The organism is Bradyrhizobium sp. B124 (assembly GCF_038967635.1).
GTDB lineage: Bacteria > Pseudomonadota > Alphaproteobacteria > Rhizobiales > Xanthobacteraceae > Bradyrhizobium.
In genome coordinates this window covers 884,862-911,694 of sequence record NZ_CP152413.1, presented here as the reverse complement: position 1 = coordinate 911,694, position 26,833 = coordinate 884,862, and the positions used below count along the sequence as shown (strand labels likewise).

Below are 26,833 nucleotides of genomic sequence, written 5' to 3'. Positions count from 1 at the left end.
TTTGGCTGCATGACCCAGCCCAGCGTCCTGGATCAGAAGATTTTGGATCAGAACATTCGCGAGCTGCAGGAATGGCTCCGCAGCGCCTGGCAGCAGCTTGCGGACCCCTCGCTCACCGCCTTCTCCCGACGCGAACTGCGCAACCAGATGAAGCAATGCAACGCCGATTTACGCGTGCAGCTGCAAGCCGCTTCCAAACAGATGCTGAGTCAGCCTTCTGCATCGGGCAAGACGTTCGTCAGACCTGAGCTGCGGATACTCGCCTAGGAGCGTTTTCCAGCGCAGCGGATTGCCGCTCGCGTGAAGAAAACGCGCCGGTGTCACAAGCGCCCGCGCGCCAAAATGCCGCGATCTCCTGCTGCATGCGCGCCATACGCACCCTCTGCTTGTGCAGGGGCGCCCGACAAGGCACAGCAAAACGGCCCCGGTATGCCTATATAGGGCGTCGCAGAGCGGCCCATGCCGCCAAACCTCAGGGACTCCCGTGTTATATCTGGAACTTGCGATCGTGGCGGTCTTGATCGTCGTCAACGGTCTGTTGTCGATGTCCGAGCTCGCGATCGTCTCCTCCCGTCCGGCGCGCCTCGCCGCGCTGGTCGAACGCGGCGTCAGCGGTTCGCGCCGCGCGCTTGCGCTGGCCTCCGATCCCGGAAAATTCCTCTCCACGGTGCAGATCGGCATCACGCTGATCGGCGTGCTGTCGGGCGCCTTCTCGGGCGCGACGCTGGGCCAGCGCCTCTCGCAATGGCTGTTCGAGCTTGGCGTGCCGCCCAACGTCGCCGACGCTGCCGGTGTCGGCATCGTGGTCGGCGTGATCACCTATGCCTCGCTGATCGTCGGCGAGCTGGTGCCGAAGCAGATCGCGCTGCGCGATCCCGAGGCGATCGCGGTGCGGGCCGCGCCGGCGATGACGGTGATGGCGAAATTGTCGCTGCCGGTGGTGTGGCTCCTCGACCGCTCCGGCAAATCGCTGCTGTGGCTATTGGGCCATCGCGAGGATGCGCAGGACCGCGTCAGCGAGGACGAGATCAAGACGCTGGTGGTGGAAGCCGAAAACGCCGGCGTGCTCGAGCCCGGCGAAAAGGAGATGATCGCCGGCGTGATGCGGCTCGGCGATCTGCCGGTCGGCGCCGTCATGACGCCGCGCCACGAGGTCAGCCTGATCGACCTCGCCGCCCCCGCGCCCGAGATCCTGGCGACGCTGCAAAGGAGCAGTCACTCGCGCTGCGTGGTGTTCGACGGCAACCGCGATCATGCGCTCGGCATCGTGCAGGCCAAGGACGTGCTCGACGTCTACCTCGCCGGCCAGACGCCCGACATCCGCGCGCTGACGCGCGATGCGCCGATCATTCCGGAGACCGTCGACGCCCGCGACGTGGTCGCGATCCTGCGCGACTCCGCGGTGCATATCGGCCTCGTGCACGACGAGTACGGCACCTTCCAGGGCGTCGTGACCAGCGCCGACATCCTCGAGGCCATCGTCGGCGCCTTCCATACCGAGGAAGGCCCGGCCGAGCCCGCCTATGTCAGGCGCGACGACGGCTCCTATCTGATCTCGGGCTGGATGCCGGCGCTCGAGTTCAGCGAACTGCTCGGCATCGTGCTGCCCTCGCCGCGGCCCTACCAGACCGCCGCCGGCTTCCTGCTGCATGCGTTTGGCGCGATCCCCGATGTCGGTGCGAAAATCAACGCGCAGGGCTGGGACTTCGAGATCGTCGATCTCGACGGCCGGCGTATCGACAAGGTGCTGGCGAGCAAGCAGCCGTCGGCCTGAGGTTGCCAGCCGGCCGACCTGTTGATAACGGGCAGGACAACGAAACAGGCGGCCGCGGTGTGCTATCGGCATAGCGGCAGCCCAACCAAATCCCGCGTAACCCCCACGGAATTGATCCCATGCGCCTTACCCTCGTCGGTTCCCGCCACTTCGGCGTGACGACCTTGAACATGCTGCGCGAGCACGCCGTCGAGATCGCAAGGGTGGTCGTCCATGACGGCGAGGACCGGCTGGCGGCTGCGGCCCGGGCGGCCGGCATCGAGGTCGTGGTCCAGGCCGATCCCAAGCTGGTGACGGCCGCCGAGATCGCGCCGGGCACCGACCTGATCGTCACGGCCCACAGCCACGCCCGGGTCAGCAAGGAGGCCCTCGCCGTGGCCAAGTTTGGTGGCGTCGGCTACCACCCGTCGCTGCTGCCCCGCCACCGCGGCATCGCGGCGGTGGAGTGGACCATCAAGGAAGGCGATCCGATCGCCGGCGGCAGCATCTATCACCTCGCCGACCGCATGGACGCCGGCGCCATCGCCGCCCAGGACTGGGTGTTCGTCAAGAAGGGCGAGACCGCACGCGAATTGTGGGAGCGTGCGCTCGCACCGCTCGGCCTGCGCCTGCTCGGGGAGGTCATCGATTACGCGAAGGCCTTCAAGACGCTGCCGGCCAAGCCCCAGGATGAGCAGTTTGCGACCAAGGCGCCTAACCTCAGCCCCAGCAAACACTAATCCGCATCTTGGTATCTTAATACCCGATGCAATCAAGCGACGGAACAAATTCTTCGTTCCTGACCCGGAACCAGATTCACTATGATGTGTTTGAGTCCACAGGAACATTTGGGGCTTCTGCGACGCAGCAAATTTTGAACACATTGTGACAGGATAAGCCGCGTCATCACACGAAATTACAGGGATTTGATTCATGCGTTCGATCCGCATTCGCGACCTGATTTTGGTCACCTCGGTCGCTTCGGCAGTTGCCCTCACCGCTGTTCCCGTGTCCGCCCAGCAGCCCTACGACGGCCTCTGGAGCGTCACTGTCGTCACCAAGACCGGCAGCTGCGAGCCGTCGTCCAGTTCAACAGTGAATGTCGTCGACGGAAAGATCTCAGCGCAGGGTGCGGGGATCTCCGGAACCGTGGGCAGCGGGGGCCTTGTGCGAGTCTCGATCAATGGTGCATATGCGAACGGACAACTCAGTGGCAACTCCGGATCGGGGAAGTGGAATGGGGCATCAGCTGGCGTACCGTGCAGCGGCCGATGGGAAGCATCCCGTCAGTAAGATCACCAGCGTATCGAGTTTCTTCGCCATCGCGCGGCGGCCAGCATTTGCAGCCGTCGCGTTTTTCGTGACCGCATTGGCAAGCAGCGCGGGCCACGCCCAGTCCAGCCCGTTCGCCGGCATGGCTGGCACTTGGTCGGGCGCCGGCACGGTCACCCTGGATGACGGTTCCAGCGAACGTATCCGCTGCCGTGCGACCTACCACGTCGGCGGGCCCCGGATGACTATGGGCCTCACCTGCGCCAGCGACGCCTACAAGTTCAACCTGGCGGCCGATGTGCAGGCCGAGGGTAATGCGGTCACGGGCTCCTGGAGCGAGTCCAGTCGCAATGTCAACGGCGATCTGCGAGGTCGCGGCGGCGGCGGCAACTTCCAGGTCGCTGCCAGCGCGCCCGGCTTCAATGCCGACATCTCGATGCGCACCGCCGGCAACAAGCAGTCCGTCACGATCAGGGCCGACAGCCAGTTCCGCGGCGCCAACATCACGCTGTCGAAGTAAGCTATCAGGACTCCAACGACAAAAGCCCTCGGGTAATCCCGAGGGCTTTTTTGTTGGCTGCGCAGGCAATGGCGCGCATGTGCCTCTATGCGGCAGGCACGAACGCGGTGACCTCGATCTCGACCTTGGCGCGCTGATCGACCAGCCCGTCGATATAGAGCAGCGTGGACGGCGGGAAATTGCGTCCGAGCGTCTCCTTCCACGCCGCGCCGATACCGGCGCCCGCGGCCTCGTATTCGCTGCGGCTGGTCAGGTACCAGGTCAGGCGGACGATGTGCTCGGGACCGGCGCCGGCTTCGTTCAACAGCTTGATGATGCGCTTCAGCGCCGTGCCGACCTGGGCAGCCATCTCGGACGCGTACTCGCCCTTCTCGTCGCCGCCGGTCTGCCCCGCCAGCACGATCCATTTGCCGGGCGCATCGAACGTGACACCGTGCGAGAAGCCGCGGGGTTTCGACCACTCGGCCGGTTGCAAGACACGCATGAGCAGATCCTCCCAATGTGATTATTCCCGCCCTGCTTAGCAGAGATCACGCGGTTGGCGCACCACCGCATCGCAGAATTGCGCGTTGCAAATTCATATCGGCTCGCCGATACCGGGAATCCCTCCTCATCTCAATCCGATCATGGATCGCACGCCCTCAAAGACCCGCGCAGCACTGTGGATGTCCGGTTGGCTCGCGCTGATGCTGATCGTGGCGGTGGCCGGCCGCGAGGCGACGCGCGAGGTCAACGTCTTCCAGCTGATGGCCGTGCGCGGCGTGCTCGGCTTCGTGATGCTGTATCCGCTGGTCCACATCCATGGCGGGCTTGCGATCGTGAAGACCGCGCGCGTTCACCTGCACATCGCGCGCAACCTGATCCATTTCTGCGCGCAGCTTGGCTGGTTCTATGCGCTCACACTGATTCCGATCGGCCAGGTGGTCGCGATCGAGTTCACGATGCCGATCTGGACCGCGATCCTCGCGGCGGGCTTCCTCGGCGAACGGATGACATCCTGGAAGGTCGTTGCGATCGTGCTTGGCCTCATCGGCGTCATCGTGATCGTGCGGCCGGCGACCGGGGCGATCAATCCAGGCCAGCTGATCGCGCTTGCCGCGGCCATGGGCTTCGGAGTCTCGATCGTCGTGGTCAAATCGCTGACTCGGACCGAGCAGGCGCTGACGATCATCTTCTGGATGCTGGTGGTGCAGTCGCTCGCCAGCATCGGGCCTGCGCTCTATGTCTGGACCTGGCCGCCGCTCTCCACCTGGGGCTGGCTTGCCGTGATCGCATTCTGCGGCACCTTCTCGCATTACTGCATGGCGCGCGCCCTGCTCCACGCTGATGCAACCGTCGTGATCCCGATGGATTTCGTCCGGGTCCCGCTGACCGCGATCGTCGGGTGGCTGATTTATGCCGAGCAGCTCGACGCCTATACGGTGCTTGGCGCCGCCATGATCCTGGCCGGCAACCTTCTGAACCTGAAGCCCGCTGCAAAGGTGTCGGCGCGCGCAAGATGACGGCCGCGAGCGCTACACCGCTGCGGCTCGAACACGAAGCCCGGGGATCATCCCGGGCTTCCCTGCTTCGAAAGCGCGCTACTTCCCGGCGGCCTTGCGCAGCGCCGCGTTGATGCGGTCCTGCCAGCCAGGGCCGCCCTCCTGGAAATATGCCAGCACGTCCTGATCGATCCGCAGCGTGACCTGCTCCCGGACGCCCGGGACCGGGACGGCCGCAGTCTTCGGCAGCGCATCCGCGACCTTGGTGGTGGCCCGTTTGAACGCCGCCTCTGCTTCGCTACGGGCATCGTTCAGGGTTCGCGGTCGTCTCGGCTGGTCGGCCATGTCCTAGATTCCTTCAAACAGCACCGTCGAGAGATAGCGCTCCGAGAATGACGGCACAATCGCCAGGATGGTCTTGCCCGCAGCCTCCGGCCGCTTGCCGATCTGCAAGGCGGCCGCGATCGCTGCCCCCGACGAGATACCGCCGGGGATGCCTTCGTTGCGCGCCAGCGCGCGCGCGGTCTCGATTGCGGTGGCGCTGTTGATCTTGACGATCTCGTCGATCACCGAGCGGTCGAGGATGTCAGGGATGAAGCCCGCGCCGATGCCCTGGATCTTGTGCGGCGTATGCTGGCCGCCCGACAGCACCGGGCTCTCCTCCGGCTCCACCGCGACGACGCGCAATGACGGCTTGCGCGGCTTCAGCACCTGCCCGACGCCGGTGATGGTGCCGCCGGTGCCGACGCCGGCGACGAAATAGTCGATGTTGCCGCCGGTGTCGTTCCAGATCTCCTCCGCGGTGGTGCGGCGATGGATTTCGGGGTTGGCGAGGTTCTTGAACTGCTGCGGCATGACGGCGTTGGGGGTCGTGCGTACGAGTTCTTCCGCGGTCGCGATCGAGCCCTTCATGCCCTGCGCCGCCGGGGTCAGCACGATCTCTGCGCCGAGGAAGGCGAGCATCCGCCGCCGCTCGATCGACATCGACTCCGGCATCACGAGCTTCAGCCGATAGCCGCGCGATGCCGCGACATAGGCGAGCGCGATTCCGGTATTGCCCGAGGTCGGCTCGATCAGCACGGTGTCGGCGTTGATGATGCCGGCCTTCTCCATCGCCACGATCATCGCCGCGCCGATGCGATCCTTCACGCTGGCCGCCGGATTGAAGTATTCCAGCTTGGCGAGGATCGTCGCGTTGACGCCGCTTGCCTGCGGCAGTCTGCGCAGCCGCACGATCGGCGTCGAGCCGATCGCATCGACGATGGAGTCAAAGACGCGGCCGCGTCCGGGTTGCACTGCACTCGTTGTCGACGGCGCGTCCATCAAGCGGCTCCTGTTGCGGGATATGCTGGAAATATGCGGTCTTCTCTCATTAGAAGCAGCGCATCATGACGCGCAAGTGAGAAACCGCCGAGGCGCCAATTCGTTGCATCGCAAAATAAGAACCTACGCAAATAACGTAAAACCTACGCATTTGTGTTGCGACAAGGTCAAACAAGTGCGTCTATATACTTTCGTCAGGTGCAGCTCAGAACGCAAAGGGAGGCGCACATGCCAGCACTTGCTGAAGTCCGGTCGACCGCAGCGTCCAGACCCGATCCGCGCGGCAGCGATTTGCCGACCTGTCCTGTGTGTGCTGACTCCATGGTAGCGGCAGAAGCGTCCGCGTACCTGTTCGACAATTTGATCAGCTATCTCTGGACCTGCGACAATTGCGGTTACGGGTTCGTGACCAAGCACACGGTGAAACCGATCGTGTGCAACTGATCACTTAAGCTCACCTCGGAGCGATGTCACCGCGCGCCCAACCGGCGCGCGTTTTCATTTTAAAATCCTCGAAGGTGCCGTTTGCCACCGCGTCGCGGATGCCCTGCATCAGCTCTTGGTAATAGGCGACGTTGATTTCGGACAGCAGCATTGCCCCAAGTGTTTCGCCGGCACGCACCAGATGGTGCAGATAGGCGCGCGAGTAGCTGCGCGCCGCGGGCCACGTGCTCTCTTCATCGAGCGGACGCGGATCGTCGATGTGCCGGGCGTTGCGCAGGTTGATCTGCCCGAACCGGGTGAACGCCATGCCGTGCCGCCCGTTCCGGGTCGGCATCACACAGTCGAACATGTCGACGCCACGCGCCACCGCCTCCAGAATGTCCTCCGGCGTGCCGACGCCCATCAGATAGCGCGGCCGATCGGACGGCAGCGCTGGCGCGGTCTCCTCGATCATCGACAGCATCACCGCCTGCGGCTCGCCGACCGCCAGCCCGCCGATCGCGTAGCCGTGAAAGCCAATGTCGGTCAGCCCGCGGGCGCTGGCGTGGCGGAGATCGGGGATGTCGCCGCCCTGGACGATGCCGAACAGCATGTAGCCGTCCGGCGCGCTCTCGAAGGCACGCTTGGAGCGTTCGGCCCAGCGCAGCGACAGCTGCATCGCGCGCTCGATGTCGGCGCGCTCGGCCGGCAGCCGCACGCACTCGTCCATCTGCATCGCGATGTCGGAGCCGAGCAGCCGCTGCACCTCGATCGAGCGCTCAGGCGACAGCTCGACCTTGGCGCCGTCGATATGCGAGCGGAAGGTCACGGCCTTCTCGGTCACCTTGCGCAGTTCCGAGAGCGACATCACCTGGAAGCCGCCGGAATCCGTCAGCATCGGCCCGCCCCAGCCGGTGAAGCGCTGCAGGCCGCCAAGCCCTGCGATCCGCTCGGCGCCCGGCCGCAGCATCAGGTGATAGGTGTTGCCGAGCACGATATCGGCGCCGGCATCGCGCACCTCGCGCCAATGCATGCCCTTCATCGCCCCGGCGGTGCCGACCGGCATGAATGCTGGCGTCCGGACGACGCCATGCGGCGTGGTCAGGCGCCCGGTACGGGCGGCGCCGTCAGTGGCCAGCAGTTCGAAATGATTGGGAAGATTCATGCGGCTGCTTATTGCGTGTCGCCGGTGCCCGATCAACCCGTCGGGTAACGGCCTCCGCGCGACTTCGTGAACGCCAACCGCCCGGGCGGACGCTTGCCCCGGAACCGTCTTTCCGTTAAACAAAACGAAACCGTATCGTTTTATGTCGAGAATAAGGCGGCGGATCGTTCCCGCCGCGACTGCAATCCGCGTGAAACCTGACTGGCCGAGATGTTCCCACCCTGCAGCGCCCGGCCTGACGGCATCCGCCATCGGATGACAGCTGGTCATGTGATCCGGCGAGCGGTGCTGCTGTGCGGGCTTGCCTTCGCGGTGGCGGCCTGCAGCTCGCTGCCGCGGATGCCTTACACGGCGGCCGACGCCGCCAATTCGCGGGTGCTCGATCTCGACGGGCTGCGCCGCTACGCCGACGAGCCGGCGTCCAAATTCCGGCTCGAGAAGAGCGACCGCGCCCCGATCAAGACCTACCTCGCCCTCTCCGGCGGCGGCGCAGACGGCGCCTATGGCGTCGGCGTCCTCAACGGTTGGACCGCGGCCGGCAACCGTCCGAACTTTTCGGTCGTCTCCGGTGTCAGCACCGGCGGGCTGATCGCGCCCTTTGCATTCCTCGGCCCGCGCTACGACGATACGTTGAGAGAGGTCTACACGTCCGGGATCGCCGAAAGTCTGCTGCAGGACCCGAGCCTGATGCGGGTGCTGTTCGGCTCCGGCCTGTTCGGCAACAAGCGGCTGCGCGAGCTGGTGGCGCGTTACGTCGGCCAGGACGTCCTGAGCGAGGTGGCGCGCGAAAACGCCAAGGGCCGAAAGCTCCTGATCGCCACCACCGATCTCGACACCCAGCGCACGGTGATCTGGGACATGGGACGGATCGCCGCCGTCGGAACGCCGGAGGCGCTGCAGCTGTTTCGCGACGTGATGGCGGCCTCCGCCAGCATCCCGCTGGTGTTTCCGCCGATCATGATCGACGCCGAGGGCCAGGGCCGCCGCTTCCAGGAGATGCATGTCGACGGCGGCGTGACTGCGCCGGTCCTGACGCTGCCGGACGCACTGCTGTTCCGCGAGCGTGCCTGGCCGGCCGATGGCCGCATGAACATCTACATCCTCGTCAACAAGAAGCTCGAGGGCAACTTCGAGCTGGTGTCGAACTCGACGATCGACGTCGCCTCACGCAGCATTTCCGCGATCACCCAGGCGCAGACGCGCTCGGTCATTCTCTCGACCTATGATTTCGCCCTGCGCAACCGGCTGGGCTTCCATCTGTCCTACATCGAGCGCGACTATCCGGCGCCGGAAACCCAGGGCTTCGACACCGCCTATATGCGCGCGCTCTACCAGCACGGCTACGAGAAGGCCGCCGCGGGGCAGGCCTGGACCGCGACGCCGCCCTAACCGGGCCAGCCCCCGGTACCACCGAATGGACGAATCCGCATCGCGCGGGTTATAGACCGGACAGACCCGTCCGAACGCACAACGAGATGAATGGGCAATGGGATTGACGGCAACCAAGGCCAAGGTGGCCAAGCGCGGCGTGATCAAGTCACGTGGCGGCCGGCCGACCCGGGATGCTGCGATCGAGCGCGACCAGCGGCTGATCGAGGTCGCCACGCGCCTGTTCCTCGAGCGCGGCTTCGATGCGACGTCGATCGACGCCGTGGCGGAGGCCGCCCGCGTCAGCAAGCCCACCGTCTACGGACAGTACGGCGACAAGCGCGGCCTGTTCACCGCGGTGCTCAGGCGCGAAATTGCCCGGTGGCTTGCCCCGCTCGCCGCCGCGGCGGCCGAAGCGCAGGCCGGCGGTAGCTGCGATGGCTCGGTCGAGGAACGGCTGATCGAGCTCGGGCGCCAGCTGCTGGTGCTGAACTGCAGCGCCGACTCGATCGCCTTCAGCCGGATCCTGACCGCGCAGGCGATCAATTTCCCCGAGATCGCCAAGCTTGCCGTCGACGAAGGCTGGTCGAAAGCGGTGTCGACGACGGCGGATTTCTTCGACCATCTGGTCGACAACGGCGCCCTCGATCTCGAGGATACGACGATCGCGGCCGAGACCTTCCTCAACATGGTGGTCGGCCACACCCACCGGATGGCGACGTTCGGGATTCTGATCGACATGAAAGCCGCCGTGACGCGGATGGAAGTCTCGATCCGGTTGTTCCTCGCCGGTGCCGTGGGACCGCGGGACCGGCTGCGTGACGCCGCCAAAGCACGTCGCCGGCCGACGCGCTGACCGTTTTATTGGATCGTTTCGTCGTCCTACACGTTGCCGTGATGAGTCTTGAATAAACAGAACGAAACCGTATTGTTTAGTTGCAAAGAGACGCTCAGCCCGGATCGCCCCCCAAGGGTTCTGCGTCACCTTGTAACTTCGATCGTCACGACGGAGCTGCCGCCATCGCTCCGCCTGAACGTTCGGCGGCCGACCTCTGACTAACAGAGGTCGGCCGCACCTTTCTCGGCCCGCCCCTCGCTCTGCGAACGCGGGTCATGCGCGTGCACATGTTCAATACAGGTTCGACGATGAGGACAGGACGATTGCACGCACTGAGGCATTGGGCATTGGGAGCGCGGCTACTTGCAACCGCGCTGCTGGCCCTGCCCTTCGCGTCGCCGGCCCATGCGATCACGAGCTCGGCTGCCGCCGCGCTCACCCCGCAGGACAGTGATAGCGCGCTCGACGTGCATGCGGTTCGCCGCGAGCTCGACAGCTTCCAGTCCGCCCAGATCTCGCTGCGCAAGGCGATGGCGATTGCGGAGGCGCTGCACTCAGGCTCGATCACCGCCGACATCAGCTTCGACGGCGCGTCGGATCCCGCGGTCTATCGGGTCAAGACCATGCAGCAGAACCGCATCTGGCAGCATGCGATCGATGCCTCGACCGGCCAGGTGGTCGGCGGCGAGCCGCCTTCGCCGCTGGCCTCCCTCGGCGCCGAGGACCGCGACAACCTTGTGGTGCTCAGGGCGCTCCGGCATCGGCTCGCCGATGCCGTGCGCGTCGCCGAGCACACGACCTCGGGCAAGGCGATCAGCGGCGGCTTGATGCGCGAGCGCGGCAAGCTCAATTTCGTCATCGTGGTGCTGACTGGAGGCGATCTGAAAGAGGTGATCCTCGAGCCGCCCGGCGCGCGCCGGCGCTGAGAGCGGCGCGGGTGCTGCCAGGCTCTCCCTTGCCAGGTTTTCGCCCAAAAGCCGTTGACGGACGCCGATCTCTGCCGCATAAGTCCGAGCTATGATCACCGCGACCAAACGCACCACCAAAACCACCAAGCCCTCTGGGGCCTCGGGAGGCGTGCGCGCGTAGTCGGTCGTACAGCATCATCTCTACCCGAAGCCCCGCCTGATGAAGGTCCGGGGCTTTTTTGTTGCCCGCGTCATGCTCAGATTCGAATGGAGGACAAAGTGAGTAACGATCCCGTCGTCGCGATTGTCGGCGTCACCGGCGCAGTCGGCGCCGAATTCATCGCCACCATGGACAAGCGCGGCTTCCGCGTCGGCAAGCTGAAGGCGCTGGCGAGCGCCCGCTCGGCTGGCAAGACCGTCAGCTTCCGCGGCAAGCCGGTCATGATCGAGGAGCTGACCGAGCGCGCCTTCGAGGGCGTCGACATCGCGCTGTTCTCGGCCGGCAGCGGCATCTCCAAGAAGTTCGCGCCTGTCGCGGTGAAGTCCGGCGCCGTCGTGGTCGACAATTCGTCGGCCTTCCGGATGGATCCGAACGTGCCGCTGGTGATCCCCGAGATCAACGCCAACCGCATCCGCGACCACAAGGGCATCATCGCGAACCCGAACTGCGCCGCCATCACCGCGCTGGTGCCGCTGTGGCCGATCCACCGGAAGAACCGCATCAAGCGCGTGATCATCTCGACCTACCAGGCCGCGAGCGGCGCGGGAGCAGCCGCGATGGAGGAGCTCGTCGAATCCACCCGCGCCAATCTCAACGGACAGGTCTACACCCCGAAGGTGATGCCGCACCCCTACGCCTTCAACCTGTTCAATCACAACACGGCCATCGATCCGGAGACCGGCTACAACGACGAAGAGACCAAGGTCATCAAGGAGACCCACAAGATCTTCGAGGACGACAAGATCGCCGTCGGCGTCACCTGCGTGCGGGTGCCGGTGCTGCGCGCGCATTGCGAGGCGATCACCTTCGAATGCGAGAAGCCGATCACGGAGGATCAGGTGCGCGCAATCATGGCGCAGGCGCCGGGCGTCAAGATCGTCGACGACCGCGCCAAGAACTACTTCCCGATGCCGATCGATGCGTCCGGCCAGGACGACGTGCTGGTCGGCCGCATCCGCAAGGATCTCAGCGATCCCTCCGGGCACTCGATCTCGATGTTCGTCGCGGCCGATCAGTTGCTCAAGGGTGCCGCACTGAACGCGGTGCAGATCGCCGAGCTGCTGCCCGAGCGCGCGATGGCGTGAGGGAATGACGCGAAGTCCTGACCCGTCATCCTGAGGCGCGAGCGGAGCGAGCCTCGAAGGATGCATCGGCCCCAGTCGGGCCGTCGCCCTTCGAGGGCCGCTGAAGAGCGGCCACCTCAGGGTGACGGTGAGACAGCTGTGCTTGCGGAGTTAATCGCCCGCCCGAAACAGCAGGCAGGCATCGCCGTACGAATAGAACCGGTAGCCGTCGCTGATCGCATGCGCGTAGGCGGCCTGCATCGTCTCGAGGCCGGAGAAGGCCGAGACCAGCATGAACAGCGTCGAACGCGGCAGATGGAAATTCGTCAGCAGGATATCGACCGCGCGGAAGCGATAGCCCGGCGTGATGAAGATCGAGGTCTCCGCGGCAAACGGCTGAATGGTGCCGTCGGCATTGGCGGCACTCTCCAGCAGCCGCAGCGATGTGGTGCCGATCGCGACGATCCGGCCGCCCTTTGCGCGCGCGGCGTTCAAGGCAGAAGCGGTCTCGGCGGTGATGCAGCCCCATTCGGCATGCATCCTATGCTCGGAGGTTTCGTCCACTTTGACCGGCAGAAACGTCCCTGCCCCGACATGCAGCGTCAGGCGATGCAGTTCGACGCCGCGGCTCTTCAGCGTGGCCTCGAGCGCCGGCGTGAAATGCAGCCCCGCCGTCGGCGCGGCGACCGCACCTTCATGGGCGGCGAACATGGTCTGGTAGTCGCTGACGTCCTGGTCGTCGGGCGTGCGCTTGGAGGCGATGTAGGGCGGCAGCGGCGTGGCGCCGACATCGGCGATGGCCTGGTCGAGCACCGGACCATGGAACGAGAATGACAGCGTCACCTCGCCCTCCTGCCCCTTGGCCTCGACCTCTGCATCGAGATTGCCGAGCAGGCAGACCTTGCCCTCATTGCCGAAGCGGATGGTGTCGCCGGGCGCAAGCTTCTTCGCCGGCTTCACCAGCGCCTGCCAGCGCGAGCCGTCGAGCCGCTTGATCAGGGTCGCCTCGATCTTCGGCTCGGTTTCGCGCCCGATCCGGCGGCCCTTGAGCTGGGCCGCAATCACCTTGGTGTCGTTGACGACGATCTGATCGCCCGCCTCCAGCCAATGCGGCAGGTCCGCGATGGTGGCGTCGCGCAGCACGCCGTCCGGATGCACCACCAGCATCCGCGCGGAATCGCGCGGGCTCGCGGGGCGAAGCGCGATGCTCTCGGGCGGCAGTTCGAAATCGAAGAGATCGGTGCGCATGGCGCGATTGCAACTTCAACGTTGTCATTCCGGGTACGTCGCTTTCGCTACGCCCCGGAGTGACGAAGTGTTCAGCTCAAGCCGCGTCGGCGGCCATGCGCGCCTTGACGATCTTGTCGGGATCCTTCACCGGCTCGCCGCGCTTGATCTTGTCGACGTTCTCCATGCCCTCGGTGACCTTGCCCCAGACCGTGTACTGGCCGTTGAGGAAGGAGGCGTCGTCGAAGCAGATGAAGAACTGGCTGTCGCCGGAATCCGGATTGGCGGCGCGGGCCATCGAGGCGGTGCCGCGGACATGCGGCTCCTTGTTGAACTCCGCCTTCAGCTTCTTGCCGGAGCCGCCCATGCCGGTGCCCTGCGGGCAGCCGGTCTGCGCCATGAAGCCGTCGATCACGCGATGGAACACGATGCCGTCGTAGAAGCCTTCGCGCACCAGCTCCTTGATCCGCGCGACGTGACCGGGCGCGAGATCCGGGCGCATTTCGATCGTGACCGGGCCCTGGGTGGTTTCGAGGATCAGAGTATTTTCGGTAGCAGCCATGCTCGCTTCTCCTGGCTTCGGGGTGGATATTTCTTGTTCCGGAACGGGATCGCGAATGGACGACCCGCCACCGCGCCGCCCAGGCTCTCGGTAAATGGCATCGGCGTGCAGCGTTGCAACGCCTCCATCACGGCGACCCGGTACGCGATCCGGTCGTTGTCGGTCGCCTCCTGCGATTCATAGCTGATCCTGGGATGCCCGAGGATCGCGCCCTCACGGTTGAAGCTGACAATGACGGTAATATCGATCGGAGCGGCCTTGTCCGCCGCCGGCGGCCGCCAGCAGCGATGGATCGCCAGAACAACGTCCCGGATCGTATTGAGTTGCTCCGGCTCCGCCGCCGCCGATCCGGTCAGCGCAAGCCACAGCACCAGCGGCGCGGCGAACCAGGCAAATGGTTTGCTGCGCGCCGCCATCGCCGATCACTTGATGTCGGATGCGACCTGCACCTTCACCATCTTGTCGGGATCGGTGACGGCGCCGCCGGGAGAGCCCGCGGGAGCCTTCTTCAGCTTGTCGACCACGTCCATGCCCGACACCACCTCGCCGACCACGGTGTACTGGCCATTGAGGCTCGATCCGTCGGCGAACATGATGAAGAACTGCGAATTGGCGCTGTCAACACTGTCGCCGCGCCGGGCCATGCCGACGATGCCGCGCTTGAACGGGACCTGCGAGAATTCCTGCTTCAGGTTCGGATATTTCGAGCCGCCGGTGCCGTTGAAGTTCTGGCCGTCGCCGGTCTGCGCCATGAAGCCATCCATCACGCGATGGAACGGCACGTTGTTGTAGAAGCCCTCGCGCGCCAGCTGCTTGATGCGCTCGGCATGCTGGGGCGCGATGTCGGTGCGCAGCTTGATGACGATGCGGCCCTTGGTGGTGTCGATCACGATCGCATTGGCCTTGTCGAGATTGGCAGGCAGCGGCTGCGCGACCGCAGGCACGACGCAGAGCAGCGCGGCAACGAATGCAAGAATGCGGATCATGGAAACTCCGGACCTCTGGACGTTCTGGGTGTGGCAGGCCGCCGGCATCAGCCGGCGAACTTGGCCTTCAGGCTAGCGGCGACTGATGACGGCACGAATGCAGAGAAGTCGCCGCCCATCTGGGCGATTTGGCGCACCAGTGTGGCGGTGATCGGGCGGACCGCGACCGACGCCGGAACGAACACGGTATGCACCTCGGGCGCCATCGCCTCGTTCATGCCGGCGAGCTGCATCTCGTAGTCGAGATCGGTGCCGTCGCGCAGGCCGCGAATCATGATGGTGGCGCCGAGCTTGCGCGCCGCCGTCACCGTCAGATTGTCATAGGTGGTGCAATCGAAGGCGCAGCCCGCTTGCTGGGCGATCGGGCCGCACACCTCGCGCAGCATGTCCAGCCGTTCCTCGGTCGAGAACAGCGGCTTTTTGCCGGCATGAATGGCGACGGCGACGACCAGGCGGTCGCACAGGCCGACGGCCTGCCGGACCACGTCGAGATGGCCGTTGGTGACGGGATCGAAGGAGCCGGGATAGAGCGCGATACGGGACATGGTCCCTCCTAACCCGCCCGGCTCTCCCCGGCAAGCCGCCCGGGTTCCGTCCGTCGCGCGAAATAAATACCTGCTCGTCCAGTGAACGAGTCCTGGGATGCCAGCGTCTACGTGGGTGAATGTTTCGTCGGCCGCTGGCGGACGAAACAAAACCGGCCGGCGATGAAACCATTTTCCACCCTGGCGAAGACACCAGGAAACCTGCGGCCGGTAGACATTGGACAACGAAACGACGGGCCCGGGGGTCCGATCATATGGGGACCGTCATGATCAAGGCACTTTCCGCCATCGCCGTTGCCGCGTTCATTGCCGCCGCGCTCACCGTTCTGCCGGGCTTTGCGCCGCAGGTCGCAGCCTCCACCCCGCAGCCGCTGGCCAAGAGCGATCGTCTCGACGTCCACCCGATCGGCAAGGAGTGCTCGCAGCAGGCCTGGCCGAATTTCGAAGCCTCCTGCCTGCGCAGCGCCGGCAACAAGACGGTCGTTCGCGAAGCCCGCCTCGTCACTGCCGACCGCACTCCGTAGGTGATTTGAGGACGGTGGGCACTGGTCCAGGTGCAGACGACGAATCCCGACGACCTGCATGGGGCGTTGCCAAAATATCGAAAACAACCCCATGCAAAGTAGCTGCCCATCGCAGCAACTCGAAGCGATAGCCTTGCCGCTCCGGCGCGATCGGGCCCGAAACCGGCCCGTCAGTTCGGTGTAAGCTCAGTCCGTCACACAAAACCCAATGGTAATTTGCGACGTCCCGTCGCAGACTATCGTCTAAGGCGCCCGACCGGATGACCCGGCGGGCGCAAGCCATCGGGGGATTGCCGTGACCAGTACGCCCGCCATCGTTTCTTCTGGCCATCCTCCAACCAGCCCGATTCCGTTTGCCGTCACGCTCGGTGCCCTGGGTGTCGTCTATGGCGACATCGGCACCAGCCCCCTCTACGCCCTGAAGGAAGCCGCCAAGGCCGCCGCCCATGGCGGGCCACTCAGCCAAACTGCCGTGCTGGGCACGGTCTCGCTGATCCTGTGGGCGCTGATCCTCATCATTTCAGTCAAATACGCCATGCTGATCCTGCGCGCCGACAACCGCGGTGAAGGCGGCATCGTCGCGCTGCTGGCGCTGCTCTCGGCACGCAACGCGGCGCCCGGCACCTGGCGCGCCCATTTGCTGGTCGTCGGCCTGGTCGGCGCTGCCCTGCTCTATGGCGACGGCGCGATCACGCCGGCCATTTCCGTGCTGTCGGCGATCGAAGGCCTGAAGGTCGACGCGCCCTCGCTGGCCCCTGCGGTAGTGCCGCTCACCGTCGTGATCCTGATCGGCCTGTTCTTCATGCAGAAGCAGGGTACGGGCTTCATCGGCAAGATCTTCGGCCCGGTGATGCTGTTCTGGTTCGCGGTGCTCGCAGCGCTCGGCATTCACGGCATCGTCAAGGCGCCCGGCGTGCTGGTCGCACTGAGCCCGTTCTATGCGTTCGATTTCCTGATCCATCAGGATTTCCACGTCAGCTTTGCGATCCTCGGCGCCGCGTTCCTCGCCGTCACCGGCGGTGAGGCGATGTATGCCGACATGGGGCATTTCGGCCGCTTTCCGATCCGGCTCGCCTGGTTCGCGATCTGCCTGCCCGCGCTGGTGCTGAACTATTTTGGCCAGGCAGGTGAACTGATCAACGACCCGGGCTCGATCGACAACCCGTTCTTCCAGCTCGCCCCCGACTGGGCGCATTACCCGCTCGTCCTGCTCGCGACCGTTGCCACCGTGATCGCCTCGCAGGCCATCATCTCCGGTGTGTTCTCGCTGACCCAGCAATCGATCCAGCTCGGCTTCCTGCCGCGCATGCATATCCGCCACACCACGAGCGATGCGATCGGACAGATCTACGTGCCGCTGGTGAACTGGCTGCTCGCGGCCGCAACGCTCGGCGCCGTGCTCGCCTTCGGCACCTCGGACGCACTCGCCGGCGCCTACGGCATCGCCGTATCGCTGTTGATGGCGATCACCACGCTGCTCGCTGCGCTGGTCGCGATCCAGTGGGGCTATTCACCGATCATCGTGATCGCGGTGAACGGCTTCTTCTTCATCATCGATGCGATCTTCTTCGCGGCGAACACCGAGAAACTGCTCGAGGGCGGCTGGTTCCCGCTGCTGCTTGCGGCCGCGGTGGCGTTCCTGATGATGACCTGGCGCGGCGGCGTCAAGCTGGTCGAAAGGGCGCGCGGCAAGCTGCGCCAGCCCGAGGAGGATCTGATCGAGACCGCGGTCAACAAGTGCAGCGCCCGCCTGCCCGGCACCGCCGTGTTCCTGGCCTCGGCCCCCAACGGGGTGCCGCTCGCACTGACCCAGTTCGTCAAGCACAATCACGTGCTGCATCAGCGCGTGCTGTTGGTCACCGTGCAGATCGAGGAGCGGCCGCGGATTCCCGACGAGGAACGCGCCGACGTCAACGAGATCAGCCCGGGCATCACCCGCATCATCCTGCACTACGGCTTCATGCAATACCCGACGATCTACGAAGGGCTGCAGCTCGCCTGCCGGCAGGGCAAGCTGCCCGGCGTCGATCTCTCCGACGTGACCTACTATATCGGCCGTGAAACCATCATCCCGCGCGAGGACGTTCCAGGCATGTGGGTGTGGCGGGAATCGCTGTTCGCCTTCCTGCAGCGCAACGCCGAGCGCTCCGCGGCGTTCTTTGGCGTGCCGACCGGTCAGGTGGTGGAGTTCGGCACCGAGATCGAGATTTGATCGAGCGGCTCGCGTAGCCCGGATGTCTCTGCGTTACATTCCGGGCTACGGACGGCAAAGCAAGCCTCGTTTGATTTAGGCCGTTGCTGGCCAACGATCATGCAACATGCGGCGGGGCCGCAAGCACCGTCGCCGGGCTGACGGGCTGGTTCACCACGAGTGTACCTCCATGGCCGTCGCTGGAGGCGACGAAGGTTGACGCAATGTAGTTGCCCAGCAACGCGATGTTCGCAGCATGCGTCCCATCGGTCAAACTGAGCGTCCCGCCCGTGCTGTCGCCCGAATAGCCCGGGACTACCGCCTTCGAAAACGCGATGTCGGCGAAATCGATGGCGTCGCGCCCCGTCATTCCCGCAACCGTTCCGGTGAAGGTCTGGGAGTTGTCCAGTTTCAACGTGCCGCCATCTGACGCAAAGTAAAGATCGGCAGCGCTCGCCGAAGGCAGATCGAGCGTTTGTCCTGGCGCGATCGTCGAGGGGTCCTGAACCGTGAACGGGCTCGACCAGTTTCCCCAGACCGTGCCATCGAACGCGCGAATCCAGAGCGTGTCGCTGCTTGAACCGACCTTGTAGGTCAGCTGCGCGAGTTGAGACGCCGATACATAGTTGTCCTGGTTCGGTGCCAGTGCCACCCCATTGAGGAAGAACGCGCCGCCGCCAACTCCGGTGTCCCATACGTCATACCGCGTTGCCGCACTCCCGAATGGGTCGGAATAGGTAAAGAGCACCGAGCCGGGATAGATCTGGCCCTGGATGGATGTCACCGTCGGGTTGACCGGCGTGACGACCGGGCCGGTGTCGATCGGCGCGTTGACCGTGAATGCACTGGACCATGCGCCCCAAACCGTCCCGTCATTGGCGCGCACCCAAAGCGTGTCGGTTCCCGATCCCGATTGGTAGGTCAGATACGGAAGCTGTGCTGCGGAAAAAATATTGTCGCCGTTGGGCTGCAGTGCCTGCCCGTTGAAGACGAAATGCCCGCCGCCACCACCGGTGTCCCACACGTCATACTGCGTGGCCGCGCTCCCGAACGGATCGCTGTAGGTAAACAGCGACGATGCGGCGTAGCTTTGCCCATGGGTCGCGTTCAGATTTTGCACGATCTCGACGGGGCCGGGATCGATCGGGGCCGAAATGGTAAAGGCGTTCGACCAGGCTCCCCAGACGGTCCCGTCATTTGCCCGTATCCAGAGCGTGTCGATGCCCGATCCGGATTGATAGGAGAGCGATGAGAGTTGGGCGGCCGTGATGTAGTTGTCCCGGCCAGCCTGAAGCGCGACGCCATTGAGCGAAAAATGGCCGCCGGTGACGCCGCTGTCCCAGACATCGTACGCGACTGCAGCACTTCCGAAGGGATCGCTGTAGGTGAACAGCGACGATACGGCATAGTTCTGGGCATGAACAGCCGCATGGTTGGCGACAGTTTCGACGGGACCGCTGTCAAGCGGGGCAGTCACGGTAAACGCTGCCGACCAGCTACCCCACAAGGTCCCGTCATTGGCACGTACCCACAGCGTATCCGCGCCGGAACCCGACTGATAGACAAGCTGCGAGAGTTGCGCGGCCGTGATGATGTTGTCCGCGTTGGGGTTGAGCGTCACCCCGTTCAGAACGAAATGCCCGCCGCCGGTGCCACTGTCCCAGAAGTCATACTGCGTGGCGCCGACCCCGAACGGATCGCTGTAGCTGAACAGCGTGCTGGCGGCGAAGCTCTGGCCATGGGTCGCCTGGATGGATGCGACGGCCTCCACCGGTCCGGTATCGATCGGGCCGACCACGGTGAAGGCATTCGACCAGGAGCTCCACACGTACCCGTCGAACGCACGGACCCACAGCGTGTCGGAGCCGGAGCCGGCCGTGTACGTCAGGCTGGCGAGCTGGCTCGCATTGATGATGATGTCCTGGCCGCCGGCATAGGGAGCAAGCGCGTCGAGCTGGAAATAGCCGCCGCCAGATCCTGTGTTCCAGAAGTCATATTGCGTGGCGGCGCTGCCCAGCGTGTCGCTGTAACTGAACAACGACGCGGCGCTGAAGATCTGGTTGTGCGTAGCGGTCTTGGCGACCCCCACGACACCAGGCGTATCGACGGGGGCCGTGATCTGAATTGGCTGCCAGGAGCCCGTGACGCTCCCGTAGACGTACTGGACCCAAAACGTGTCGCTGCCGGAGCCCGCAAAATAGGTAGCCTGCGCCAATTGTGCAGCGGTCAGGCCGACCGTCACGCCGTTCGGCTGGACCACCCCGTTGACGGTGACCTTCGCCCCGCCGCTGCCGGTCTCCCAGATATTGTAGAGCGTGATTGTGCCGCTCCCGGATGCTGCTCCCCCGGACACCAGGTTCGCCAGCGGCATGCTGCCCGCGTGCGCGAAACCGAAGGAGGAAACGTTCAGTGATCCGTACGTGTCTGCGTCAAGGATGTTGTAGTACCCGTGTCCGCTCGTCGACGAGGGATCGCCGGACCAGCGGCTGACCGCGGTAAAGCCGCTGACCGTGACGCCCCCGGATGCTCCGTTCACCGCCCAAGTCGTGCTTGCGCCGTTGATGGCGAGTTGCACGATGCCAAAGTCGATCGCGCCCGCAGAAACCGGCTGGCCGTTGAGGAAATAGACCGGCGTGTCCCATTCGGTGGCGATCTGCGACAACACCTGAACCTCGGAGCCAAGCGCCGAGAAGCCTGCATTCGCCAGCTCGGTTGCATCGTTGGCAAGTTGAGAGCCGATCGCGAGCGGGGACTGTCCGTTTGGTTGCAGCAATGCATTGACCAACGGCTCGATCGCATCGAAGGTGTTCTGAACGCTGTAGCCGTTCGCGATGTAGGCGTTCAACGTCGATACGAATTGGACGTTCGCGGCGATCAAGTTATTGTAATAGGCGAATGCGCCGACTTCGAGTGCGACCGTGATGGCGCTGCCCTGGATAGAGCCGAATGGCTTGTATTGGAGGAGCGTAAAGACCCCGTTGGCGCCGGTTTCATTGAGGTAGTCGACATATTCCGGGTCGGGGATGAGAAGCACGCCGGCGATGGCGTTTGTCGAGACCGTGTAACTCTGCACCAGCGTGGGCGAGGCCGAGATCGTCGTCTGCCAGGCAGGGCCGCCATCGGCGGCGATCAGTGTCGGGCTTCCCAGGATTGAATAAGTCTGTACCGCGTTAGATAGTATGATGAGTGCCATGCAACTGTACCTGCCGTCTAAACCGTAGAGGCAATGACAGTGAATTATCAAATGTTGCGGCGAATTGCGAGAGCCCGGATTTCATCTCGCTCCATCCGGGCTACGGGTGCTGTCAGGGAATGTCAGGCGACGCGCCTCTCCAACTGAAGCCACGGCTGTCGGTCTCGATCGACCAGGCGCAAGCGACAGCATTGGGGGCAGCGAGGAAACTCAGCAAAAGTAGAACGCAATCTCTTCGACCAGTCTTGAATCGGCCCCGCTCATCGCACCCGACCGCGCGGCCTCGAACTCAGCCAAGATTCCTTTGGCCGGGACATCATGCATGGCAACCAGCGACAGCAGGTGGGCCTTCGCGATCTGATCTCACACGTAGGTGTCGATCAACTGTCGGAGGTGCGAACGCAATTCATCTACAGTCATTGGGACCAAACATGGCAACAGCGAGCGTAGTGCACGCGGACCCAAGTCTTGTAGCCCGGATGGACCGAAGCGCAATCCGGGATGCGTGATCCCCTACGGCAACGCCCTGCAAAGCGGATGCGCTGGCCGGTCCCAGTAGAGAACTCGAGAATTCCACCGGCCAGGACGTGGCTCATTGACCCAAATCGGACAAGGACATCCAAGGGCCTTTAGGTCTATTTGCCGATCGCGAGACGACGAACGCCGGATGCAGTCAGGCCGAGTTCACCGAGCCGTCGGACCGCGTAGCCGAGACCGACAAGCCGCTCCCCGTGCAATTGGGGAATCTCCCGTTGGGCGTCGCCCTTGCCGACCTCGACCAGGGAGGCGAACTCGTCCGAACTGAGGGCTTGGGTATCATCCGTCATGACGCGGCCTCGTCAGTCCAGACCTTGAACGAAATCAGCTTGTTTGGCCCAAACGTCTGGGTGATCGGAACGTCGGAGGCATCCCGTCCCTGTGCGATCAGAACCCGGCCGATCCTCGGCACGTTGTTGCGCGGATCGAACATATGCCAGCGGCCGCCGATATAGGCCTCGAACCAGCCGGCGAAATCACCAGCCGCCCAAGGCAACGGGGTGCCGATATCGCTGAGATAGCCGGTGCAATAGCGCGCCGGAATGTTCATGCAGCGGCAGAAGGTAATGGCGAGATGCGCGTAGTCGCGGCACACGCCCTTACCTTCGTTGAAGACCTCCCACGCCGTCATGGTGGCACGGGCGTGCTGGTAGCCGAAAGCGATGTGGCAATGGACGAAGTCGCAAATGGCCTGGACCCGCGGCCAGCCCGGCGGCGTGCCCTCGAACAGCTTCCATGCGATTTCTGAAAGCCGGTCGGTCTCGCAGTAGCGGCTGCCCAGCAGATAGACCAGCGTGTCCGCCGGCAAGTCCTCGACCGCGTGCTGGCCGGCCGAAGCAAACACCGGATCAGGCTCACCGCTGTCGCGCACGACGCCATCGGCCGCCAGGCGCATCGGACCGGCCGGCGCAACGATACGGCTGCACCAATTGCCGAATCCGTCGCGATACGGCGTGATCGGTACCGCGGGGGTGGTGGTCAGGTGGTCGGGGACGATGATATCGGACGCGCGCGTGAAATGCGTGCCCAGCACCATGATCATGGGCGTCGGCTGGGGGAACTCGTAGTGCATTTCGAATCCGACGCGAAGCTTCATTCGAAACACATTCCCTGTTTGTCCTACCGACATGGCGACGATGCGGTCGAATACAAGGTACGATGTGCCTGATCGGACAAATACCCGTATCGCGCGAGAAAGTGCTGGCTATTTGCTGCAATCGCGCGCAGGAACGACGACGCTTGCCGGCTGGCGCGGCTTGCCAGCGCGAGGCGAACCCGACGAATGTTCCAGTCGGATGGTTGAAAGCCTCCCCCGTGCGTTCGAGACAGATTCAAACGCACTCACCGAAAGACCTTCATGCAAAATCTCTCGCCTCGTCACGTCAAGATTGAAGAGTCCGTGCGCCTCGGCGTGACCTCAGGTTGGTATTCCACAAAAGTCAGCGGAACATTCGTGACCGGCCCGCACGACACCGAAGCCGATTGCCTGCGCAAGATCGCCGAGATCAATCCTCCGCCGCCGAGGAAGAAGAAGTAACTCCTGCCGACCAGATTGGGCGCGCTCGCAAGCGGGCCAACCAAGACGCATGTCGGCAAGATGGCCAAACAAACCCGCGTTCGTCTCCTGGAGGTTATCGTGAGTGCGCAGAAAGAGCCCACTCGCTGGAAATGGCATGTTTTCGAAGGCGGTTTGGAGCTCGTGCACGGCTACGCGTCGTCACGTGAAACAGCGCAACGGGACGGCGATAGCGTTCTGTTCACAATGCTATCTGCCCCCCAGGCGCCCTGAACGGGTCGCCCTTCTAACATAGACGCAAGTTCTCGAAGCCCGCCGAAACGACCCACGGGCGCAGCCCTGCGCGCCCGAGCAATCAGGCATCAATCAACTTGGCGGGGCCCCAGTCAACCTGGCGCGGCCCCAACCTCGAGCCGCACGCAACGAACCACGCTCGGGAACGGCCCTACTCGCCGTTCCCGTTCGCGCCGTTCTCTTCCTCCGGAATGTGCTCGACCGAGACGACATGCTCGTCCTCGGCGGTATCGAACACGATCACGCCCTGGGTCGAGCGGCCGGCGACGCGGATGTCGGCCACCGGGCAGCGGATCAGCTGCCCCTTGTCGGTGACCAGCATGATCTGGTCGGCGTCCTCGACCGGGAACGACGCCACCAGATTGCCGTTGCGGTTGTTGACGCTCATCGCGACGATGCCTTTGCCGCCACGGCCGGTGGTGCGGTACTCGTAGGACGAGGTCCGCTTGCCGAAGCCATTCACGGAGACGGTGAGCACCACCTGCTCGGCCGCCGACAGCTCGGCGTAGCGCTCCTGCGACAGCTGGATCGCGTTCGTCGTCTCCTCGCCCTCGGCATCCGCGGGCTCCTCGGCCGTCGCCTCGCCAGCCACCGCGCGACGCATCTTCAGGTAGGCTGAGCGCTCGTCCGAGGTGGTCTCGACATGGCGCAGGATCGCCAGCGAGATCAGCTTGTCGGCCTCGGCCAGCGCGATACCGCGCACGCCCATCGAGGTACGGCCGGTGAAGACGCGCACATCGGTGACCGGGAAGCGGATGCACTGCCCGCCGGCGGCGGTCAGCAGCACGTCGTCGCGCTCGGTGCAGATCTGCACGTCGACGATCGCCTCACCTTCTCCGAGCTTCATGGCGATGATGCCGGAGCGGCGGACGTCGACGAAGTCAGACAGCTTGTTGCGGCGAACGGTGCCGCTGGTGGTCGCGAACATCACGTCGAGATTGCCCCAGGAGGATTCATCCTCCGGCAGCGGCATGATCGTGGTGATGCGCTCGCCCTGCTCCAGCGGCAGGATGTTGATCAGCGCCTTGCCGCGCGCGTTTGGAGCTGCCATCGGCAGCCGCCAGACCTTCTCCTTGTAGACCTGGCCGCGCGACGAGAAGAACAGCACCGGCGTGTGGGTGGAGGCCACGAACAGCCGCGAGACGAAATCCTCGTCGCGGGTCTGCATGCCGGCGCGGCCCTTGCCGCCGCGGCGCTGCGCCCGGTAGGTCGACAGCGGCACGCGCTTGACGTAGCCCGCATGCGACACGGTGACGACCATGTCCTCGCGCTGGATCAGGTCCTCGTCCTCGACCTCGCCTTCCTGCTCGATGATCACGGTCTTGCGCGGGGTTGCGAACTGCTGCTTCACCTCGGCGAGCTCGGTCTTGACGATGCCCTGCACGCGGGCACGCGAGCGCAGGATGTCGAGATAATCGGCGATCTCGGCCGCGAGCTTGTCGAGCTCCTCGGATATTTCGTCCCGCCCCAGCGCGGTCAGGCGCTGCAGCCGGAGATCGAGGATGGCCCTGGCCTGCTCCATCGACAGCCGGAGCGTGCCGTCATCGTTGATGCGATGCCGGGGATCGTCGATCAGCGTGATCATCGCCTCGACGTCGCGCGCCGGCCAGTCGCGCGACATCAGGGCCTCGCGCGCGGTGTTCGGATCGGGCGAGGTTCGGATGACACGGATCATCTCATCGATGTTGGCGACCGCGATCGCAAGGCCGACCAAAATGTGGGCGCGATCGCGGGCCTTGCCGAGCAGGAACTTGGTCCGCCGGGTCACCACCTGCTCGCGGAATGCGACGAAGATGGTGAGCAGGTCCTTCAGATTCATCGTCTGCGGACGGCCGGAATCCAGCGCCAGGATGTTGGCCGGGAAATTGGTCTGCAGCGGCGTGAACCGGTAGAGCTGGTTCAGCACCACGTCGGGCACCGCTTCGCGCTTCAGCTCGATGACGACGCGATAGCCGTCACGATCGGACTCGTCGCGCAGGTCCCCGATGCCCTCGATCTTCTTCTCTTTCACGAGATCGGCGATGCGCTCGACCATCGTCGCCTTGTTCACCTGATAGGGAATCTCGGTGATGATGATCGCTTCGCGATCCTTCCTGATGGTGTCGATCGCCACCTTGCCGCGCATCACGATCGAGCCGCGGCCGAGATGGTAGGCCGAGCGGATGCCCTGGCGGCCCAGGATGATGCCGCCGGTCGGGAAGTCCGGTCCGGGAATGATATCGATCAACTCGTCGATCGTGAGCGCCGGATTGTCGATCAGCGCCACGCAGGCGTCGACGACCTCGCCGAGGTTGTGCGGCGGGATGTTGGTTGCCATGCCGACGGCGATGCCGCCGGCGCCATTGACCAGGAGGTTCGGGAAGCGGGCCGGCAGAACCACCGGCTCTTTCTCGGAGTTGTCGTAGTTCGGCTGGAAATCGACGGTGTCCATGTCGATGTCGGCCAGAACGGCAAGCGCCGCCTTGGTCAGCCGTGCCTCGGTATATCGATAGGCCGCCGGCGGATCGCCGTCGACCGAGCCGAAATTGCCCTGGCCGTCGATCAGCGGCACCCGCAGCGAGAAGTCCTGCGCCATGCGGACCATCGCGTCGTAAATCGACTGGTCGCCATGCGGATGATATTTACCGATCACGTCGCCGACGACGCGCGCGGACTTGACGTATTTCTTGTCCGGCGTGTGTCCCTGCTCATGCATCGAATAGAGGATGCGCCGGTGCACCGGCTTGAGCCCGTCGCGCGCATCGGGCAACGCACGGGACACGATCACGCTCATCGCGTAATCGAGGTAGGACTTCTTCATCTCGTCGAGAATGGAAACGGGACGAATATCTGAGGGCACCGGCGGCTCGCCGGGCTTGTCGTCTTCGGGTTCGGACAAAGGGGAAATCCGGTCAGTTCTGCTGGGGAATCATATAGACCATCG

27 protein-coding genes are annotated in these 26,833 nt (G+C 64.4%); 14 read left to right on the top strand and 13 right to left on the bottom strand.

Going from position 1 to position 26,833, the window contains the following annotated elements; all coding sequences use genetic code 11:
• Positions 1-9 precede the first annotated feature (9 nt).
• From AAFG13_RS04225 to AAFG13_RS04205, 5 genes are all read left to right on the top strand, one after another.
• On the top strand, positions 10-267 hold the full coding sequence (locus AAFG13_RS04225; RefSeq protein ID WP_212319699.1) for a hypothetical protein: 258 nt from the start codon (positions 10-12) through the stop codon (positions 265-267).
• Between the two features lie 217 nt (positions 268-484).
• Complete coding sequence (locus AAFG13_RS04220) at positions 485-1,774, top strand: hemolysin family protein (protein WP_212319697.1); 1,290 nt, start codon at positions 485-487, stop codon at positions 1,772-1,774.
• A 119-nt stretch (positions 1,775-1,893) separates the two neighbouring features.
• On the top strand, positions 1,894-2,493 hold the full coding sequence (locus tag AAFG13_RS04215; RefSeq protein WP_342711207.1) for a formyltransferase family protein: 600 nt from the start codon (positions 1,894-1,896) through the stop codon (positions 2,491-2,493).
• 193 nt (positions 2,494-2,686) lie between these two features.
• Positions 2,687-3,046, top strand: a complete 360-nt coding sequence (locus tag AAFG13_RS04210; RefSeq protein WP_249132680.1) for a hypothetical protein — start codon at positions 2,687-2,689, stop codon at positions 3,044-3,046.
• Positions 2,991-3,545: a hypothetical protein gene (locus AAFG13_RS04205; protein WP_212319693.1), complete on the top strand. Its 555-nt coding sequence runs from the start codon at positions 2,991-2,993 to the stop codon at positions 3,543-3,545. Before AAFG13_RS04210 ends, AAFG13_RS04205 begins: the two co-directional genes overlap by 56 nt.
• An 85-nt stretch (positions 3,546-3,630) precedes the next feature.
• Here AAFG13_RS04205 and AAFG13_RS04200 read toward each other — a convergent pair whose 3' ends face one another.
• On the bottom strand, positions 3,631-4,029 hold the full coding sequence (locus AAFG13_RS04200) for a RidA family protein (protein WP_342711206.1): 399 nt from the start codon (positions 4,027-4,029) through the stop codon (positions 3,631-3,633).
• A gap of 142 nt (positions 4,030-4,171) precedes the next feature.
• On the opposite strand from AAFG13_RS04200, the gene AAFG13_RS04195 reads away from it, so the two are divergent.
• A complete protein-coding gene (locus tag AAFG13_RS04195) occupies positions 4,172-5,047 on the top strand; it encodes a DMT family transporter (protein WP_342711205.1) in 876 nt (291 codons plus the stop codon).
• Between the two features lie 78 nt (positions 5,048-5,125).
• On the opposite strand, the gene AAFG13_RS04190 is transcribed toward AAFG13_RS04195, so the two are convergent.
• The gene (locus AAFG13_RS04190; RefSeq protein ID WP_092114100.1) at positions 5,126-5,371 is read right to left on the bottom strand and encodes a BrnA antitoxin family protein; all 246 of its coding nucleotides are present in this window, start codon (positions 5,369-5,371) and stop codon (positions 5,126-5,128) included.
• Between the two features lie 3 nt (positions 5,372-5,374).
• Complete coding sequence (gene cysK / locus AAFG13_RS04185; RefSeq protein ID WP_092114098.1) at positions 5,375-6,349, bottom strand: cysteine synthase A; 975 nt, start codon at positions 6,347-6,349, stop codon at positions 5,375-5,377.
• Between the two features lie 228 nt (positions 6,350-6,577).
• On the opposite strand from cysK, the gene AAFG13_RS04180 reads away from it, so the two are divergent.
• A complete protein-coding gene (locus AAFG13_RS04180) occupies positions 6,578-6,793 on the top strand; it encodes a hypothetical protein (protein WP_050400485.1) in 216 nt (71 codons plus the stop codon).
• Between the two features lie 10 nt (positions 6,794-6,803).
• Here AAFG13_RS04180 and tgt read toward each other — a convergent pair whose 3' ends face one another.
• Complete coding sequence (gene tgt / locus AAFG13_RS04175) at positions 6,804-7,937, bottom strand: tRNA guanosine(34) transglycosylase Tgt (RefSeq protein WP_342711204.1); 1,134 nt, start codon at positions 7,935-7,937, stop codon at positions 6,804-6,806.
• A gap of 255 nt (positions 7,938-8,192) precedes the next feature.
• On the opposite strand from tgt, the gene AAFG13_RS04170 reads away from it, so the two are divergent.
• The 4 genes from AAFG13_RS04170 (at position 8,193) to AAFG13_RS04155 (ending at position 12,356) form a co-directional block, all read left to right on the top strand.
• Entirely contained in the window at positions 8,193-9,326 is a 1,134-nt protein-coding gene (locus tag AAFG13_RS04170; RefSeq protein ID WP_212319685.1) for a patatin-like phospholipase family protein, read from the top strand.
• Positions 9,327-9,423: 97 nt separating this feature from the next.
• Complete coding sequence (locus tag AAFG13_RS04165; protein WP_342711203.1) at positions 9,424-10,161, top strand: TetR/AcrR family transcriptional regulator; 738 nt, start codon at positions 9,424-9,426, stop codon at positions 10,159-10,161.
• A gap of 305 nt (positions 10,162-10,466) precedes the next feature.
• The gene (locus AAFG13_RS04160; RefSeq protein WP_249132681.1) at positions 10,467-11,069 is read left to right on the top strand and encodes a PepSY domain-containing protein; all 603 of its coding nucleotides are present in this window, start codon (positions 10,467-10,469) and stop codon (positions 11,067-11,069) included.
• A gap of 249 nt (positions 11,070-11,318) precedes the next feature.
• Complete coding sequence (locus AAFG13_RS04155; protein ID WP_212319679.1) at positions 11,319-12,356, top strand: aspartate-semialdehyde dehydrogenase; 1,038 nt, start codon at positions 11,319-11,321, stop codon at positions 12,354-12,356.
• 150 nt (positions 12,357-12,506) lie between these two features.
• On the opposite strand, the gene queA is transcribed toward AAFG13_RS04155, so the two are convergent.
• The 5 genes from queA to coaD all read right to left on the bottom strand — a co-directional run bounded on the left by queA (position 12,507) and on the right by coaD (position 15,655).
• Positions 12,507-13,583: a tRNA preQ1(34) S-adenosylmethionine ribosyltransferase-isomerase QueA gene (queA, locus tag AAFG13_RS04150; RefSeq protein WP_342711202.1), complete on the bottom strand. Its 1,077-nt coding sequence runs from the start codon at positions 13,581-13,583 to the stop codon at positions 12,507-12,509.
• A 76-nt stretch (positions 13,584-13,659) separates the two neighbouring features.
• A complete protein-coding gene (locus AAFG13_RS04145; RefSeq protein WP_016846097.1) occupies positions 13,660-14,124 on the bottom strand; it encodes a peptidylprolyl isomerase in 465 nt (154 codons plus the stop codon).
• A complete protein-coding gene (locus AAFG13_RS04140) occupies positions 14,100-14,540 on the bottom strand; it encodes a hypothetical protein (protein ID WP_212319675.1) in 441 nt (146 codons plus the stop codon). Before AAFG13_RS04140 ends, AAFG13_RS04145 begins: the two co-directional genes overlap by 25 nt.
• A 6-nt stretch (positions 14,541-14,546) precedes the next feature.
• Positions 14,547-15,110, bottom strand: a complete 564-nt coding sequence (locus tag AAFG13_RS04135) for a peptidylprolyl isomerase (RefSeq protein ID WP_173643492.1) — start codon at positions 15,108-15,110, stop codon at positions 14,547-14,549.
• Between the two features lie 47 nt (positions 15,111-15,157).
• Positions 15,158-15,655, bottom strand: a complete 498-nt coding sequence (gene coaD / locus AAFG13_RS04130) for a pantetheine-phosphate adenylyltransferase (protein ID WP_092114077.1) — start codon at positions 15,653-15,655, stop codon at positions 15,158-15,160.
• Between the two features lie 266 nt (positions 15,656-15,921).
• Between coaD and AAFG13_RS04125 the strand changes: the two genes are divergently transcribed.
• Both AAFG13_RS04125 and AAFG13_RS04120 read left to right on the top strand, forming a co-directional pair.
• Entirely contained in the window at positions 15,922-16,179 is a 258-nt protein-coding gene (locus tag AAFG13_RS04125) for a hypothetical protein (RefSeq protein WP_342711201.1), read from the top strand.
• A gap of 346 nt (positions 16,180-16,525) precedes the next feature.
• Positions 16,526-18,391: a KUP/HAK/KT family potassium transporter gene (locus AAFG13_RS04120; protein WP_312011732.1), complete on the top strand. Its 1,866-nt coding sequence runs from the start codon at positions 16,526-16,528 to the stop codon at positions 18,389-18,391.
• Between the two features lie 97 nt (positions 18,392-18,488).
• Here the strand turns inward: AAFG13_RS04120 and AAFG13_RS04115 are convergent, their stop codons facing one another.
• The 3 genes from AAFG13_RS04115 to AAFG13_RS04105 form a co-directional block, all read right to left on the bottom strand.
• Positions 18,489-21,563 carry a hypothetical protein gene (locus AAFG13_RS04115; protein ID WP_212319669.1) on the bottom strand — a complete coding sequence of 1,025 codons (3,075 nt, stop codon included), beginning with the start codon at positions 21,561-21,563 and terminating at the stop codon, positions 18,489-18,491.
• 635 nt (positions 21,564-22,198) lie between these two features.
• Positions 22,199-22,390: a hypothetical protein gene (locus tag AAFG13_RS04110; RefSeq protein ID WP_212319667.1), complete on the bottom strand. Its 192-nt coding sequence runs from the start codon at positions 22,388-22,390 to the stop codon at positions 22,199-22,201.
• Entirely contained in the window at positions 22,387-23,196 is an 810-nt protein-coding gene (locus tag AAFG13_RS04105; protein WP_212319665.1) for a transglutaminase family protein, read from the bottom strand. The genes AAFG13_RS04110 and AAFG13_RS04105 overlap by 4 nt, the downstream gene beginning before the upstream one ends.
• Positions 23,197-23,457: 261 nt before the next feature.
• Between AAFG13_RS04105 and AAFG13_RS04100 the strand changes: the two genes are divergently transcribed.
• Positions 23,458-23,637 carry a hypothetical protein gene (locus AAFG13_RS04100; RefSeq protein ID WP_173643488.1) on the top strand — a complete coding sequence of 60 codons (180 nt, stop codon included), beginning with the start codon at positions 23,458-23,460 and terminating at the stop codon, positions 23,635-23,637.
• 424 nt (positions 23,638-24,061) lie between these two features.
• On the opposite strand, the gene gyrA is transcribed toward AAFG13_RS04100, so the two are convergent.
• Positions 24,062-26,788, bottom strand: coding sequence for a DNA gyrase subunit A (gene gyrA / locus AAFG13_RS04095; protein WP_342711200.1), 2,727 nt, complete (start codon positions 26,786-26,788; stop codon positions 24,062-24,064).
• Positions 26,789-26,833: the final 45 nt, after the last annotated feature.